16 protein-coding genes are annotated in these 14,015 nt (G+C 47.3%); 5 read left to right on the top strand and 11 right to left on the bottom strand.

The window, feature by feature from the left end; translation table 11 throughout:
• The 7 genes from MHB46_RS20375 to MHB46_RS20345 all read right to left on the bottom strand — a co-directional run bounded on the left by MHB46_RS20375 (position 1) and on the right by MHB46_RS20345 (position 6,200).
• On the bottom strand, positions 1–807 hold the full coding sequence (locus MHB46_RS20375; RefSeq protein WP_165179159.1) for an ABC transporter permease: 807 nt from the start codon (positions 805–807) through the stop codon (positions 1–3).
• Entirely contained in the window at positions 797–1,789 is a 993-nt protein-coding gene (locus MHB46_RS20370) for an ABC transporter ATP-binding protein (RefSeq protein ID WP_165179158.1), read from the bottom strand. Before MHB46_RS20370 ends, MHB46_RS20375 begins: the two co-directional genes overlap by 11 nt.
• A 71-nt stretch (positions 1,790–1,860) precedes the next feature.
• Positions 1,861–2,991, bottom strand: coding sequence for a hypothetical protein (locus MHB46_RS20365; RefSeq protein WP_341163233.1), 1,131 nt, complete (start codon positions 2,989–2,991; stop codon positions 1,861–1,863).
• The gene (locus MHB46_RS20360; RefSeq protein ID WP_023990061.1) at positions 2,984–3,229 is read right to left on the bottom strand and encodes an acyl carrier protein; all 246 of its coding nucleotides are present in this window, start codon (positions 3,227–3,229) and stop codon (positions 2,984–2,986) included. The genes MHB46_RS20365 and MHB46_RS20360 overlap by 8 nt, the downstream gene beginning before the upstream one ends.
• Positions 3,230–3,246: 17 nt before the next feature.
• Positions 3,247–4,623 (bottom strand): peptide ligase PGM1-related protein, encoded by a 1,377-nt coding sequence (locus MHB46_RS20355; protein WP_165179156.1) that lies wholly within the window; start codon positions 4,621–4,623, stop codon positions 3,247–3,249.
• Between the two features lie 55 nt (positions 4,624–4,678).
• The gene (locus tag MHB46_RS20350) at positions 4,679–5,872 is read right to left on the bottom strand and encodes a radical SAM/SPASM domain-containing protein (RefSeq protein WP_061828875.1); all 1,194 of its coding nucleotides are present in this window, start codon (positions 5,870–5,872) and stop codon (positions 4,679–4,681) included.
• A 49-nt stretch (positions 5,873–5,921) separates the two neighbouring features.
• Positions 5,922–6,200 carry an acyl carrier protein gene (locus MHB46_RS20345; protein WP_165179155.1) on the bottom strand — a complete coding sequence of 93 codons (279 nt, stop codon included), beginning with the start codon at positions 6,198–6,200 and terminating at the stop codon, positions 5,922–5,924.
• 357 nt (positions 6,201–6,557) lie between these two features.
• Between MHB46_RS20345 and MHB46_RS20340 the strand changes: the two genes are divergently transcribed.
• The 3 genes from MHB46_RS20340 to nagA are packed head-to-tail and all read left to right on the top strand — an operon-like array spanning position 6,558 to position 9,371.
• Positions 6,558–7,424 (top strand): MurR/RpiR family transcriptional regulator, encoded by an 867-nt coding sequence (locus MHB46_RS20340; protein WP_341163232.1) that lies wholly within the window; start codon positions 6,558–6,560, stop codon positions 7,422–7,424.
• Between the two features lies 1 nt (position 7,425).
• A complete protein-coding gene (nagB, locus tag MHB46_RS20335; RefSeq protein ID WP_341163231.1) occupies positions 7,426–8,154 on the top strand; it encodes a glucosamine-6-phosphate deaminase in 729 nt (242 codons plus the stop codon).
• Positions 8,151–9,371: an N-acetylglucosamine-6-phosphate deacetylase gene (gene nagA, locus MHB46_RS20330; RefSeq protein ID WP_341163230.1), complete on the top strand. Its 1,221-nt coding sequence runs from the start codon at positions 8,151–8,153 to the stop codon at positions 9,369–9,371. The genes nagB and nagA overlap by 4 nt, the downstream gene beginning before the upstream one ends.
• A gap of 105 nt (positions 9,372–9,476) precedes the next feature.
• On the opposite strand, the gene MHB46_RS20325 is transcribed toward nagA, so the two are convergent.
• The gene (locus MHB46_RS20325; protein ID WP_165179152.1) at positions 9,477–10,454 is read right to left on the bottom strand and encodes a YhcN/YlaJ family sporulation lipoprotein; all 978 of its coding nucleotides are present in this window, start codon (positions 10,452–10,454) and stop codon (positions 9,477–9,479) included.
• A 195-nt stretch (positions 10,455–10,649) separates the two neighbouring features.
• On the opposite strand from MHB46_RS20325, the gene MHB46_RS20320 reads away from it, so the two are divergent.
• Positions 10,650–12,227: an esterase/lipase family protein gene (locus MHB46_RS20320; protein WP_341163229.1), complete on the top strand. Its 1,578-nt coding sequence runs from the start codon at positions 10,650–10,652 to the stop codon at positions 12,225–12,227.
• Positions 12,228–12,342: 115 nt separating this feature from the next.
• Here the strand turns inward: MHB46_RS20320 and MHB46_RS20315 are convergent, their stop codons facing one another.
• From MHB46_RS20315 to MHB46_RS20305, 3 genes are all read right to left on the bottom strand, one after another.
• Positions 12,343–13,008: a hypothetical protein gene (locus tag MHB46_RS20315; RefSeq protein WP_165179150.1), complete on the bottom strand. Its 666-nt coding sequence runs from the start codon at positions 13,006–13,008 to the stop codon at positions 12,343–12,345.
• Between the two features lie 75 nt (positions 13,009–13,083).
• Positions 13,084–13,311 (bottom strand): helix-turn-helix domain-containing protein, encoded by a 228-nt coding sequence (locus tag MHB46_RS20310; RefSeq protein WP_081112418.1) that lies wholly within the window; start codon positions 13,309–13,311, stop codon positions 13,084–13,086.
• On the bottom strand, positions 13,254–13,610 hold the full coding sequence (locus tag MHB46_RS20305; protein WP_069290276.1) for a hypothetical protein: 357 nt from the start codon (positions 13,608–13,610) through the stop codon (positions 13,254–13,256). Before MHB46_RS20305 ends, MHB46_RS20310 begins: the two co-directional genes overlap by 58 nt.
• A gap of 192 nt (positions 13,611–13,802) precedes the next feature.
• Here MHB46_RS20305 and MHB46_RS20300 point away from each other — a divergent pair, with 192 nt between their 5' ends.
• Positions 13,803–14,000, top strand: a complete 198-nt coding sequence (locus MHB46_RS20300; protein WP_223822138.1) for a YvrJ family protein — start codon at positions 13,803–13,805, stop codon at positions 13,998–14,000.
• Positions 14,001–14,015: the final 15 nt, after the last annotated feature.

Here is a 14,015-nt window from a genome sequence, read left to right as displayed (position 1 = left end):
TTAACCCCCCACCGAGACAAAGCGTTTGACCCCGGCTTGCCACACCCAGCGTGATACGGCCGCCAGCACTACAATCCAGAGCCATTGCACGCTAATGCCTTTAGCGGCTTCCAGCAAAGTCAGCTTGCCCGTTAACGCATTCACCGGAAAAAATACAGTGTAGCTGAACGGCAGCAGACTGAACAGACGGGCCAAAACATCTCCAAAAATCGTCAGCGGAAACACGGTACCGCTAGCTACGTAAATGACAAGCGACAGTGTATAAAATAGCCCCGCCGATTCTGTCACCCAAAAGGCTATGCCGCTCAGCGCATAATAGACCACAAAATTAAGCACAAGCGCTCCCGGCAACGCCAATATGTAAAGCAAGATGTACGATAGCCCGAAGCTGATTTGTCCTTCCAGGCTAAGACATAACAGCAAAATAGCAGCCGCCAGCAGCACGACCGCGGACTGTATGACTTTGCCTCCGATAAACCGGCAAAAACGGTAAGCAAAATAATGCACAGGCTGTACCATGAATTTTGCCAGTCCACCTTCCTTGATATCTGTAGCAATTTCGTATTCAAAGCCCGTAGCAATCAGTTTTCCAGTTACTCCCGCCATGACCACATACACCAGCATTTCTGGCAGAGAGTAGCCCAGCACTCTTGCTTGTCCCGAAGAACCGAATACAGCTAGCCAGAGAAAAATTTGCGTCATGATCGGCAGCATGAATCCCGCCATTTGGAGCCAATAATTAGCCCGATACTCCATTTCGTTTTGCATGCCAAGCTGGAGTACCTTCACATATTTGTTATTTCGCATCGGCCAGCCTGCCCCCATCGTACAAATTGGCTATCCCCTCTTCCAGCGGGACGTCCTCAATCGTAAAATCAACGACAGGCAGTGCGTCCAAAATCTTTTTGGACCAAGCCAAGGTATCTTCTGCATCCAGCTCAAATACCGCCTCCATCTCCGAGTTGGAGCGAAGTTTGCCGAGGCTCGCCAATGTTAGGTTGGATACAGGGGTCTCCAGTCGAACCTTAAGTAATTTACGGGCACCGATGACCTCATTCACCTTGTGTAAGTCTCCGTCATAGACCAATCTGCCCCCGCTGATAATGATGGATCTACTGCACAAATCCTCAATATCCTTCATGTAGTGGCTTGTCAGCAGGATGGTCGTCCGGTGCGTGCGGTTATAGGCTTTGAAAAACTCTCGAATCCGCCGCTGAGAAACAAGGTCCAGTCCGATGGTCGGCTCATCCAGCAAAATGACCCGTGGACGATGCAGCAGCGCGGCGATCAGTTCCATTTTCATACGCTCGCCGAGAGACAGCCGCCGAACCTGCACATGAAGCTGCTCCTCCACCCCAAGCAGGGTGACCAGTTCATCCAGCGTCTCTTTGTAACGGTTGTCATCGATTTCATAGATAAGCTTGTTCAGCTCGAATGACTCGCTTGCAGGCAAATCCCACCAGAGCTGGTTTTTCTGTCCCATTACAATGGAAAACTGACGTTTAAACTCTTTTTGTCGTTTCCACGGGGTAAAGCCGAGTACTGATGCCTCCCCGTCCGTGGGATGGAGAATGCCAGACAGCATTTTGAGCGTCGTTGTTTTGCCCGCTCCATTTGGACCGAGAAATCCGACAATTTCGCCTTCCTCAATGCTAAAGCTGACATTTTGTACAGCCTCTTTGGTCAGCTGCTGACGCCTGAACAAGTTTTGTAACGATTTGCGCACGCCCGGCTCCTTTTTGTAGTACGTAAATGTTTTCGACAATTGGTTTAATGTAATGGACGGCAATCAATTCCCCTCCTCTTTCCTCTGCGCGTAACCCCTGGATGAACGTGCCTGATAAGGCCGAGTGCTCTGAACTACTCGGCTGCTTGCTCTGCTAAAATCATCAGTTCCTCCAGCATATGCCGCTGTCTTTCAATTAAATGCAAAGCTCGTTCCGTAATCTCAGGCATCCGATGCTTGCGCAGTTGAAGCCCTGTTTTGTAAATATGCAGATTAAGCTTGTGCCAATCCGCGTACAGCCCCTGTGCCAATTCAATTACGTGCTGTGTTTGTGGCCCCAGCGTGGCTTGATGCAGCAAGCAATAATCAGCTGTATAATCCGTCAAATGAAGGGCACTGCCCAATCGCAGATTGTAATAGATTTCATGACAGTACGTCCGAAAATCCTGATCCTCCATGTCTGCCAACAGACGGAAGTCACCGACAAATGCCCGGTACCCCTCATCTCCCCGCTTGACCTGTTTGCCTGTTACAGCTTTCCCCGTTTGATTTTCCGACTCATTAGACGTAGGTACGCCTCTCCAGATGGCTTCGTGTCCAGTCAAATACTGTCGAATATGATGAGCACACGCAGCATGCATCTCACTTGGCGAAAGCGGGGCAGGCTGCTCCACCAGCCATGCATACTCAATAATGCCCTGCAACAGATCGTCGAGCCGAGCTGAGCCTACATAAGTCATGGCATGTCCCGAGGAATCGAGCAGGAAGCTATCATTCACCTGTGCTGTCCGTTCTTGCAAGTCCAACCCGCACAACTCAATCACGTGGCCCCTTGGGTAATTTTTCACATATACATCGTGATAGGTTAAAGCGGTGCTCGACGTATGCAGCATGGTACCGTAGCCCGATGTGAGTACCCGCAACAGGTCGGTTTCATCGCTGACACCAGCGACCCACGGTTCCACCCGAATAACAGGTCCGCCACTGGCTGCCATTTCTTGAAGCTGCTCTGGATATTTCTCAGGTCCGAAGCGCTTCAAATCTCCACCGTACTCTGCGCACATACTCCCACACAGCATGAATAGCTCGGATTCGGCCATGTTCACCCCGTACCTCCGCAATGAGGTACGCAGGGAAGAATATACACAATGTTTCCCTGGAAGAGCGTTTGCCACTTCTTCTGCACCATAGTCCACAACGGAATCATGACGAGTCTCCATATCGGATCCCTGCATCAACCTTGCCTTTTCGGCGCCCTTATGCATATTTGCCCAGCAGACGCTCAATGCCTTGCAGTGTAGATAGATGCTCCAGCACTAGATCGTCGTCCTCCATCGTAATATCAAGCTCATTTTCCAACTCTACAATTAATTCCACAGCCGATAAGGAATTCAGCCCCAAGGTTCGCAGATCCTGATCCGGAGTCAACTGTTCCAGCTCTCCCGGAGCCAGCTTCAAAATCTTTTCCAGCAAGGGTACTACATGGTATACATCTGTTTTCATTTTTGATTCCCTCCAATTTATGAGCATCCTAATCCAGCAATGATACCTTCCAATTTGTGCGCATACGCATCAGCTTCCTGCCAGCTGTCTGCCAAAATAAGTGTGAAAATTCGGTTCACATAGCCCCGCTTCACAGGAATACCAGACAATGTACCCGCCGTATACACAAACACCCCTTCTGGACGTTCGGGCGTATAGAGCAAGCCCTCCTCTGCGAGCAACCCGCACAAGCGGCTGTAGGTGAGAGGTGTAGCAGTAACGTTGCGGTAATAACGGGATAATGTTTTATGCTGTTCTCCCAGGACGGATGACAGGAATGAAATATAGGTAGACAACGTAAACCTACCGTTAATCTCAATAACTGGAACCAGCAAACCTTCTTCGTCAACAAAACCGTCAATAGAGGCCATTCCCGTATACCCAATAGAATAGAGATACGTACCCAGCTGGTAGGCGCAGCGTCTCACTTCTTCCTCCAGCGCATCGCCAATCTCAGCCGGCACTTGAGATCCGATATATACGGTGCCATCCACGTTTTGTCTTTTTAGCGAAAACATCGTCACACCACCGCCCTCGTCAATGCAGAGCTGGTAGTTCAGATCCATCTGCTTATTGTGCCAGCGCTCCACCAGCCAGCCGCCGGAAGATGGCGACGAGCCGCCAAAGCGCCTCATCACACTCAGCAGCGTGTCCAGCTTGGACAGCTCGTCCAGCATATACATGCCTTGTCCCGAGGCACCGTGCGGCTGCTTGATAATCAGCTTCACAGGTCCATCCGATAAGTCAGCCAGTCTGGCACACTCCCTGCGGATCGCCGATTCGTCTGCACATACAGCGCCTTCGCTGACAGCAAAACCAAGCTTTTGCGCGGTCAGGCGGCTGAATATTTTATCATTCACCTGAGCACTGACCGCGGATGGAGCGCCGATCAGCTCCAGCCCGCAAAGCTCCGCGATCGCTTCCTCCTGCGGTGTGACCGCATAGGGGACGAGCCACGCTTTGGCTCCGCTGCTGCTGTGGCCTGCATCTGCAACCGTACGCAGTCGTGCCAAAAGCGCCTCATCCGCCAGCACCAGCTCTGAAATCGGCGTAAGGGGATCAGAAGGCTCCGGCACCTCAATACGCGGCAGGCTAAAGCCCAACCGTTGAAGCATGTCCAGAAACGCCTCATCCGGCTGTTCCCGAAGTACAATGACATCCTGACTTCGACATAGCAGGAGATTCATTTCCTCCATCCGGTTTACGACCTGCTGTTCATCCCGGTCTACCATGCCCCCCTTGCGGGGGGATGGATGCCACACTTGCTCTGCGCCGATATTAAACAGCCAAATCAGGACTCCATGGTCTCGTTCATGCGCAAGCGCTTCCACAAGGTTAATAGTTTTAGTCGTCACGTCTTGTCATCATCCCTCTCTCTTCCATCCAGTAACAAACAACATCCATAGAAAACTAAATGTACTTCAGAGAGCCTGCCCCATGCAGATACAATACGCTGCATTTGGAGCACACCGGAGTCAATCCTTCATGATTAATCTTTTGACGAGTTTTCTCATACGCATCCGAGTTCCATATCTCCTTCAGACTATGCTCACGCATGCTTCCAATCGTGAATTCACTGAAAAATTTGCAAGGCATGACCTTCCCGTCTGGTAAAATATCTGTTCTGGAGGTGAGCGCCAAACAATGATTGGAACAACGGCTGACCATTTCCTCGCCATGGATAAATTTATCAATTTCCTCATAATCCAAACCGGGCTGATAGCGCACGCGAATGTTCCATACTCGCTCATTGATCCGCTGTAGTTCCTGCATCAGAGGATCGATGTTATCCGGGTTGATTTTATATTTGAAAGCATGCCAGCTACTAATATTTTTTTCTTCAAGTTGTCGGAGCCAGGAGAAATTACGTGTAAAATATTCATCCATTTTGAGGGAGGTTTCTTTGGAAATGTACCAGGGGAACGTCAGCAGCACCAGATCCAGCCTTTTGTCCTCCAGCATTTGCAGAAATTCGTACATCCGTCCGATCATGTTATCGTTAATGACCGCATGGACAGTCACCCGTCCCTTGTACAATCCCTGGTCGCGCAGTTCAATCAGCTTATCCATCTGCCGCATTGTTTTTTGAAAAGTGCCTTTACCGCGGATTAAATCGTGTTCTCTTTCAAAACCTTCAATCGCTATTAATAACTCCAGATTTTCGGACAAATCCAAAATCCGGTCCAAATATTTATCAATAAGTAACCCATTTGTACAAAAGGTCATTTCGCGCCGATCTTCCGCCAGCACGTCCAAAATTTCATCAAAACGTCGATGAAACATCGGTTCGCCGCCCCACATGTACAGTCTGGACTTGGCTTCCTTGGTTTCGCTCAAAATTTGCCGGAGCATGTCCGGAGCAAGATCCATGTTTTGTTCTTCTTTATCCATTTGGTGATGGTAGCCTTCCTCGTTCCATTCAAAGCAGTGTGTACATCTCAGGTTGCAGCGGTTAGTCAGCTTAATGCCGATCGTCTGGGGCATGTCCGTTTTGAAAGTAGGGTCCTGTGTGGCGTTACGGTAAGATACAGAAGCGTTTTTCAGGTTACGCTTGATGAGCTTGAACGCTTTCTCATCAATCAGCACATTGCTTTTGGGCTGCATGCTAACACCTCGTTTAATGGATTTTCAGGCACATGTACCTAGCTGTACGTCAGACCGTCTCCATTCCCTCCAGATGCGGCGCTTGTTCCGCATCGCTGATCCCCTGAATGTAGCTGCAAAACGCATCTACCGAGCTCAAATGCTCTAGCTCAAAGGAATCAAAATCAATCTCCACATCAAACGCATCCTCCACTTGCAGCATGAAATGAACCAACTGCAACGAATCCAGTCCCGCATCATGAATAATGTCCGAATGTCCATCCAGGTTAGCGACCAGTTCAGGATCTTCCTTAACCGCGCTGATCATTTCAATCACTTGGCTTTGCATAGCAAACTCCTCCTTGTGAATGAGATTCTGTTCGTTCCACCCAACGATGCCCTCTGCAAAGAAAGCTCCTAGAAAAATTCCTTCACTGGAACTTTATTCAATTATACTCCTCCAATGAAGAGACAAGTCAATAGGTTGTTTTGTAAGTAAAACTCGCAATATGTAAATTAATGTATGATAACTTCTACAATTTTCGCTGGCTATTTTTTCGCAAAATCTAATAAAAATTCTTCTCACATCTCTTGCATGAGCAGCAGAATTATTTTACAATACACGTGAAAATGTTTTTCTTTATATTCCCATTATATACGATACTTATTTTCACATAAACACTCTACAGCCAAAGGAGCACAGCTCATGTCCCCCATTCTTCATACATTAGCCCATAGACTGGAGCAGCTTCCCGTACAGGAGCGCAAGCTGGCGGAATCCATCCTGCAATCCCCGGAAGATGTGCTGCATCTGGGTATTCGGGAGCTGTCAGAGCGTTGTGGTGTAAGTGCGGCGACCGTTACGCGGTTTTGCAAATCACTACATTTTAAAGGCTATCCCGATTTCAAAATGAAACTGGCCGCCGAGTTGTCTCATTCCAACCGTAATGGTGAAGAATCCTATCAGGATATTGTCGCCGGAAATTCACTTTCCCGAATCGTGCAGGCTATTCAGGCGAACCATACCGCATCCATTGCAGACACGACCCGACTGCTGGATTTCGACAAGCTGGAGCAGGCCATTGCATGGCTGTCAGCCACGAGCCGCATTGATCTTTATGGCATGGCGACATCGTCGATAGTGGCCCAGGATTTTTACCAGAAGCTCATCCGTATTGGCAAGAACAGCACTGCCTTTGCAGATTCCCATATGCAGATCACCTCTGCCTCCTCGCTCGGAGCGGAAGATGTCGCCTTTGCCGTCTCTTATTCAGGGGAAACCCAGGAGACCATTGCGGCTCTACGCTGTGCAAAGGAACAGGGGGCCAAGACACTATCCCTAACCTCCTTCGAAAACAATACGCTGGCAGGCCTTGCGGATATTGCGCTATTTTCCTCTTCATTGGAGGAAGGAATGCGACGTGGGGATATGGCCTCTCGCATCGCCCAGCTTCATATTATAGATATTCTGTTTACAGGTATGGTGAGCGCGGATTTTGACAAATATATTCCGAGATTGGAAGGTTCATATCAACAAGTGAGCAAGCTCAAAAAACAACCAGGGGGTCACTAAGATGAACATACGCATTTTGAACAGCCGTGAGGACCTGAACGCTACTGCCGCCGCTGTGATCGCCAGCTTGCTGCTATCCAAACCACAGGCCATGCTTGGCCTGGCCACCGGTAGTACGCCGATTGGCATTTACCAACATCTTGTAGATATGTACCGCAAGGGACAGGTCAGTTTTGCACGAGCCTATTCTGTGAATCTTGATGAGTATGTTGGTCTTTCCCCAAAACATCCGCAGAGCTATCGAAGCTTTATGAATGAGCACTTGTTCCAGCATATCGACATTCCGATATCCCATACACGCGTTCCTGACGGGAATGCACTAGATCTGGCAGCAGAATGTGCAGCGCACGAGCAGGCTATTCTGGATCATGGCCCCGTGGATCTGCAGTTGCTTGGCATTGGTCATAATGGGCATATCGGCTTTAACGAACCCCGTCACAGTTTGGCTGGAGGAACACATGTTGTAGATTTGAAAGAAAGTACGCGCTCGGCGAATGCTCGATTTTTTGGCGATATAGATGCTGTACCCAGGCAAGCAGTTACGATGGGAGTAGGCACGATTCTTAAGGCGAAGCAAATTATACTGGTGGCTTTTGGTGCGGATAAGGCCGACATTATAAAGCAGGCTTTAACTGGACCTGTCACGACTGAGTGTCCGGCTTCTTTGCTGCAATGTCACCCCAACGTACTTATTTTACTGGATCAGAAAGCGGGAGGATGGTTCAATTGAAGTCAGATGAAATGAGTGGTAACGTACCCCAGCTACTGTATGGGCAAGTTGTCGTTGGAAATGACATCATTGAAAAAGGAGTTGTCGTCATTGAGGGGCAGACCATTGTTTATGCTGGTTCCGAGGGAAATTTGCCCGCCGATTGGACAGCGGTAGTCTTGGCAAATCAGGAAGAAAGTGCAGCGAGAACGGTAAAAATTGTGCGTCTGGAAGGAGGCTATCTGCTACCAGGCTTTATTGATATTCATGTTCACGGCGGTAACGGTGAGGACTTTATGGACTCCAGTCCAAAGGTGCTGGATACGATCACCTCCTTTCACGGTTCACAAGGAACGACGGCCATGCTGGCTACCACCATGACCGCGCCCAAGGAACAGATTGACCGAGTATTGAGTGAAGTTCACGCTTATATGGCACTACCTATGCCCTATGCTCAGTTGGAGGGCGTACATCTGGAAGGGCCGTTCATCAGTCCGAACTGGCCTGGAGCGCAAAACCCAGAACATATCGTGCCACCGAATCTCTCATGGGTGGCAGAATGGGAGCAGCGCTATCCAGGCCTTGTTCGCCAGCTCACGCTTGCGCCCGAACGGGAAGGAGCGCTGGAACTGATTGCATGGCTTTGCAGCCATGGCATTACCGCGGCTCTAGGTCATACAGATGCTACGTATGAAGAGGTTGAACAGGCAGCGACGGCGGGGCTGAACCATGCGGTGCATGCGTTTAATGCTATGACTCCGCTGCATCATCGCAAGCCGGGAGCCGCTGGAGCCGTACTTGCTGATCCGCGCATTGAAGCAGAAATCATCGCGGACGGCATTCATGTGCATCCCGCCGCCATTTCCTTGCTCGCTAGGTTAAAGCAGGATCATAATCTCATTCTCATCACAGATGCCATGTCTGCTACTGGTCTGGAAGACGGGAAATATACGCTCGGCGATTTGCCGGTGATCGTGCAGGGCGGTGTAGCGCGACTGGAGGATGGGGTCACTTTGGCAGGAAGCACACTAACGATGATTGAAGGCTTCCGCTATTTGGTTCAACATGTGGGTATGAGTATTCCCGCGGCATCACAAATGGCCAGCCTGAATCCGGCTCGATCCTTGCACATTGCTGATCGTACAGGTTCGCTAGAAGCAGGTAAACAAGCAGATATCCTGTTACTGGATGGAGAGTTAAAGCTGCAAGGCGTATGGATTAAAGGATTGCGCAAATAATTCAGTTATAGTTATCATTCCCCAAAACTAAAGAGCTATCCACCAGCGTATTCGCTGAGATGGATAGCTCTTTCTTTGGCATTGCACACACTTATAGGGTTTGAATTAGCGATGATTCATCGGCGCGGGCGTATGATTTTGTGGGCGTGTGGGTGCTGTATTTTCCATTGGACGGTTTGTACCAGCCGCCGGGGTCGGGAATACACGTTCAATCACATCCACCATTTCATTGCTCAAGCCTCTGATCGGATGACCATTTTGCACACTGTGTGTAAAGTCAGTGGCTTGTTTGACAAAATCCGGGTTAGCCGATACATACACCTGTTCAATCGAAGGTGCAAATTGCTTAACTTTATTCGCGATTCGGCTCTTGACTGCATCACTTGGTTCATATGCAGTTCTTGCTCCCTCGATTGTGGTGTTTCTGTTATCTGTGCCATTGTTGTTCGCCAAGCCACGCAACATACCATACGAGCCTGTACCCATCGTACCGAATAAACCGTCATCACGACGCGCAGGTGTTCCATTCCCGGTAACTCCATTTCCGGCAACTCCATTGTCTGTCATTCCAGGCGTTGTAGTATCCGTAGTACGGTTTCCTCTAGTGCCATTAACGCCATTCACACTCGGTACATTACCGTTACGTCCAATACTATTAGCACTTGGAGTACCGTCAACACTTGGAGCACCGACACCTGTTCCGTTGGCTTGGTCTTTCAAGGAAACGGCTACATAGGCATGTCGTTCACCGACCAGCACTGTCGCAGACTTTACATCCGGCATCTCAGATATACGTTTGGACAAATTGCGATCGACTTGCAGATTACGGACTGGATGTCCGGTTCGGTTGCCATTTTCATTCAATGACATCCCGTCCATACCATTCGACTTAACCCCATAACGATTCACACCATCCATACCATTACGGTTCACACCATCCATATGATGTGTGCTTTGCGCGTTATAGCGTGTACTGTTCGTACGAACGTTATGATCGGCATTTCCGCACCCGGTCAAAGCAGCCATACTGGCGAGTAAAGCAGCAGAAATCGTAAAACTGATGACCTTCTTAGTTCCTGGCATGAACTCATCCTCCATACATTATAAAATGTGTGACGAGATTATCATGCGCTATGAATCATAGGGATATCCTGACTAAAAAATGACTAAAAAAATAAAATTTTAATGTAAATATGAAATACAATTGATGATTTACCACAAGATGGCATGTATAATAAGCTTGAAAAATACTTTATTTTACAAAGGAGGATTTTCAGTTTGAAAAAGATCACTGTTTTAATGTTCATTTTTTTGTTATCAGTTACCCTTGTACCCGTCGGCGCTTTTGCAGGCTCCACTACACCCCAACCCCCGAAAGATCCCGCCGGAAGCTGGGCAGAAGGCCCACCACCTAATCGCGTTGATCCTGCCAAACCTGCATTATTATTCGTACATGGTTTGAACAGTAGCGCTGAAGTCTGGACCAAAAATAATAACGACATGCTTCATCGCGCACGTGACGCCGGATACCAGACGGCCACCATTAATCTGTACGATACAAATGGTACATCCCAGGATATGTGGGACAATGGTAAGCTTTTAGCCGACAAAATCAAGGTCATCAGTAACCACTTTGGAAAAAAGCTCATTATCATCGCCCACAGCAAAGGTGGAGTGGATACTCAAACCGCTCTCGTATATAACGGAGCCGCTCCTTATGTTCAACGTGTCATCACCCTCAGCAGTCCCCATCATGGATCACAACTTGCAGATCTCGCCTACAGCAGCTGGGCCGGATGGCTGGCAGACATCGTCGGCTCACAAAATCCCGGTACCTCCACTTTACAAACATCTTATATGAAGTATTTCCGATCCAAGACCGATGCACTCAGCAACGCAACTACAATTCCATTCTTCACGTTTGCTGGTGATAACTGGTCTGACGGCACTGCTTCCTACATACTGGGCGGACTTTACCTCTCAACCTTTGGTAAAAATGATGGGGTGGTCACAGTCGACAACGCTAAGCTCCCCGGCGGACGTGTAGTTAAAATCGGATCTTGGGATCATGCCAAGGTTCGTACCGGTTCTTACGTCTTCTCCCTGATCCAACCCTACCTCCAGGCGAACACTCCAGCATTGAATCAGGAAACTGAAGCACTTTCAGCTTCTTCCCTAACTGCTTCTGCTGTACAATCCACCTATAACGAGATCGATAATTCTTACTTTATCCGAGGCGGCGATTATAATGGAAAAGCCTCAGAAACCCTCACTGTTGAAAATGGTGTCAAATCCATTGATCTGGACTGGATCAGCGATAAACGTGTGAGTAAGCTGGAACTAACCAAGCCTGACGGTACTAGTGAAATTATTAATCTGAAAGCAGGCTATGATGACGATATTTTTGCTGGTGCCTGGCATCATAACGCCGTCATTCAAAATCCAAAACCGGGCACCTATAAACTGAACGTCACAGTTCCTGATCAAGGAGCATATCTCCTGATTGCACGTTACCAGGCTGTTCAAGTTCCAGAGCTAAAATACAATCTGAATGCAGTGGGCCCGAAGCTAAACCTGAAACCACAGGATTCCCCGGACAGCGTTACACAAGTTACCTACCAAGTTCAATATTATGGTGATCCGCAGCAAGGAGTCACTTCTGCCTCCAAAGGTTTGACGGTACAGCAAAAAACCGTTAACCCTACCGGACAAATAGAGCTATCCAAAGCGGACAAGCCCGGCATCTATTCTGTAACCTATGAAATTAGCGGCACCACAGAGGCAGGTTATCCGTACCGTCGCACAGCTGTTCAATCCATCTATATTGATGCTGACGGCAATAAATATGTTGACTAAATAAATCTACAACCTAAAAAGCCTGCGAACCCCTACATATATGGGGCGTTTGCAGGCTATTATTCATTACAAAACTTCTTGATAGTAGTAATACTTTGTAATTCCATTCTTGTGTTCAATCGGTTGTTTGATTCTGATTCCTCAGCTTATGAAGCCAATAGTAGCGGTGTAAATCCATAATAAAATGAAAAAGAACAAATGCCAGCATGGAGTATACACTGATCAATACTGTGGCAACTAATTGTTGTGTAGCAAATCCGAGGGAAACATTAGCTATCAGATAACCAGCCCCAGTAAATGTGGTGATCGTCACTACAGGCGCTCTCTTGTTTTTTTCCTTAACTTTTGGTTTCTTCTTATGTTTTGAAGGATCTTTGAATTTCGCCAAATTATATTTTATAAAGGAATACAAGGCGACTCCATAAAGGGCAAAAGAACCTATAAAATACCATGAAGTATCCAGACCCAACATGCCATAAGCAAACTTTTGTGTCATGATCATGAAGCCCATAGAACAAATCAAACCAAATACACCACGGAATAAAATGTAATTCAACTGCAATTTGCGTGGCATGATGACCAGTACTAGAGCCCAAATGTTTATCATAACAATCGGTGGCAACAGTACATAAACGTAAACTGCAATGTATGGATTTCCCACTAAGGGGATAACCAGAAACAGATCTAACAGTAATAAAACAAGAATGATGACATTGGAACGAATACTGTTGACTGGGTACATCTTCATACTTTTCTCAAAAGAAGCCCTGTTATCACTCATAAACTTATAAGCCCTCCGTTAAATAAGTAAACCTACGGATAAGGATAGCCAAGGCTAGATCCATTGTCCACTTTTCTATTGAACTGTTTTTAACTCTTGTCGCAGTTCTTCTATAAAATCAGTCACAATGCTTTGGACAGCATCTTCACGGGACATACGGATATACCGACTGGTTTTTTGAATGTCTTCCTCGAACAATTGAAGTATCCTATACATGGCCTCCTGATCTCCACTTCGTACTAATTTTAGCAATTGGACGAACTCAGCATCCGAAATAACTCTTTGAGCATTTTCTTTTTCCATTTATTCACCGCCTGTTGGGATAGCTTTAACTCTTTTGCAATCTGTGCTTCGGTTTTATCTAGTATGTAAAGGTCAAAGATGATCATTTTTCCGATCTCAGAAGATAGAGAGTTGATAAGCTGTAATGTGTACATATTAGAGTTTGAAGATTCTGTAAAAGATGGGGCGCTGACGGCTTCGTTCTTTTCCATTACAAATTCATGATTGGTTTGTACCCGAGCACGATACTGGATTCTCCAGGCAATGCGGTACAGCTTCTTTCGATATTGTTCTACCAATGTTAGCTGAGACTGATCCATTGTAAATCACCCTTTCTCTTTGGATTTGACTTTTTCTAATCCTCATACTATAGGGTAATTTCCAAACCTATTCTACAACCAAAATCAGAACACTTGTTCTTATTTATTATACTATTTTTACAATCAGTTGTATATGGTTCTTTTAATTTACCTTCCTTTATATATGGCTAAAAAGGAGGGAATACATTGCAAATGGATGATGCTCTTTCTCTGGTTACCAACGTAGGCTTTCCGGCTGGACTTTGTTTTATTTTATTGCGGCACATCCTGCACACGATGGAGGAAAAGCTGGACAAGCTGGATCTCTCACTTCATGAGCTGATTCAGGTTATCCAAGAATTAAACGACACTAACAATTCTTCTTCCAAAAGCAGCAAACCTGACGAGTAACGAACACAAAGAAGC

This window comes from Paenibacillus sp. FSL H7-0703 (genome assembly GCF_038003485.1).
Classification (GTDB): domain Bacteria; phylum Bacillota; class Bacilli; order Paenibacillales; family Paenibacillaceae; genus Paenibacillus; species Paenibacillus polymyxa_B.
Note: the sequence above shows the minus strand (reverse complement) of the source record. Positions and strands in the feature narration are given on the sequence as shown.

What these genes read in the sequence shown, in the direction of transcription:
- MHB46_RS20375 (WP_165179159.1), bottom strand. Translation starts at nt 807, where the DNA reads ATGCGAAATAACAAATATGTGAAGGTACTCCAGCTTGGCATGCAAAAC.
- MHB46_RS20365 (WP_341163233.1), bottom strand. Translation starts at nt 2,991, where the DNA reads ATGCATAAGGGCGCCGAAAAGGCAAGGTTGATGCAGGGATCCGATATG.
- MHB46_RS20360 (WP_023990061.1), bottom strand. Translation starts at nt 3,229, where the DNA reads ATGAAAACAGATGTATACCATGTAGTACCCTTGCTGGAAAAGATTTTG.
- MHB46_RS20350 (WP_061828875.1), bottom strand. Translation starts at nt 5,872, where the DNA reads ATGCAGCCCAAAAGCAATGTGCTGATTGATGAGAAAGCGTTCAAGCTC.
- MHB46_RS20345 (WP_165179155.1), bottom strand. Translation starts at nt 6,200, where the DNA reads ATGCAAAGCCAAGTGATTGAAATGATCAGCGCGGTTAAGGAAGATCCT.
- MHB46_RS20340 (WP_341163232.1), top strand. Translation starts at nt 6,558, where the DNA reads ATGTCCCCCATTCTTCATACATTAGCCCATAGACTGGAGCAGCTTCCC.
- nagB (WP_341163231.1), top strand. Translation starts at nt 7,426, where the DNA reads ATGAACATACGCATTTTGAACAGCCGTGAGGACCTGAACGCTACTGCC.
- MHB46_RS20325 (WP_165179152.1), bottom strand. Translation starts at nt 10,454, where the DNA reads ATGCCAGGAACTAAGAAGGTCATCAGTTTTACGATTTCTGCTGCTTTA.
- MHB46_RS20315 (WP_165179150.1), bottom strand. Translation starts at nt 13,008, where the DNA reads ATGAGTGATAACAGGGCTTCTTTTGAGAAAAGTATGAAGATGTACCCA.
- MHB46_RS20310 (WP_081112418.1), bottom strand. Translation starts at nt 13,311, where the DNA reads ATGGAAAAAGAAAATGCTCAAAGAGTTATTTCGGATGCTGAGTTCGTC.
- MHB46_RS20305 (WP_069290276.1), bottom strand. Translation starts at nt 13,610, where the DNA reads ATGGATCAGTCTCAGCTAACATTGGTAGAACAATATCGAAAGAAGCTG.
- MHB46_RS20300 (WP_223822138.1), top strand. Translation starts at nt 13,803, where the DNA reads ATGGATGATGCTCTTTCTCTGGTTACCAACGTAGGCTTTCCGGCTGGA.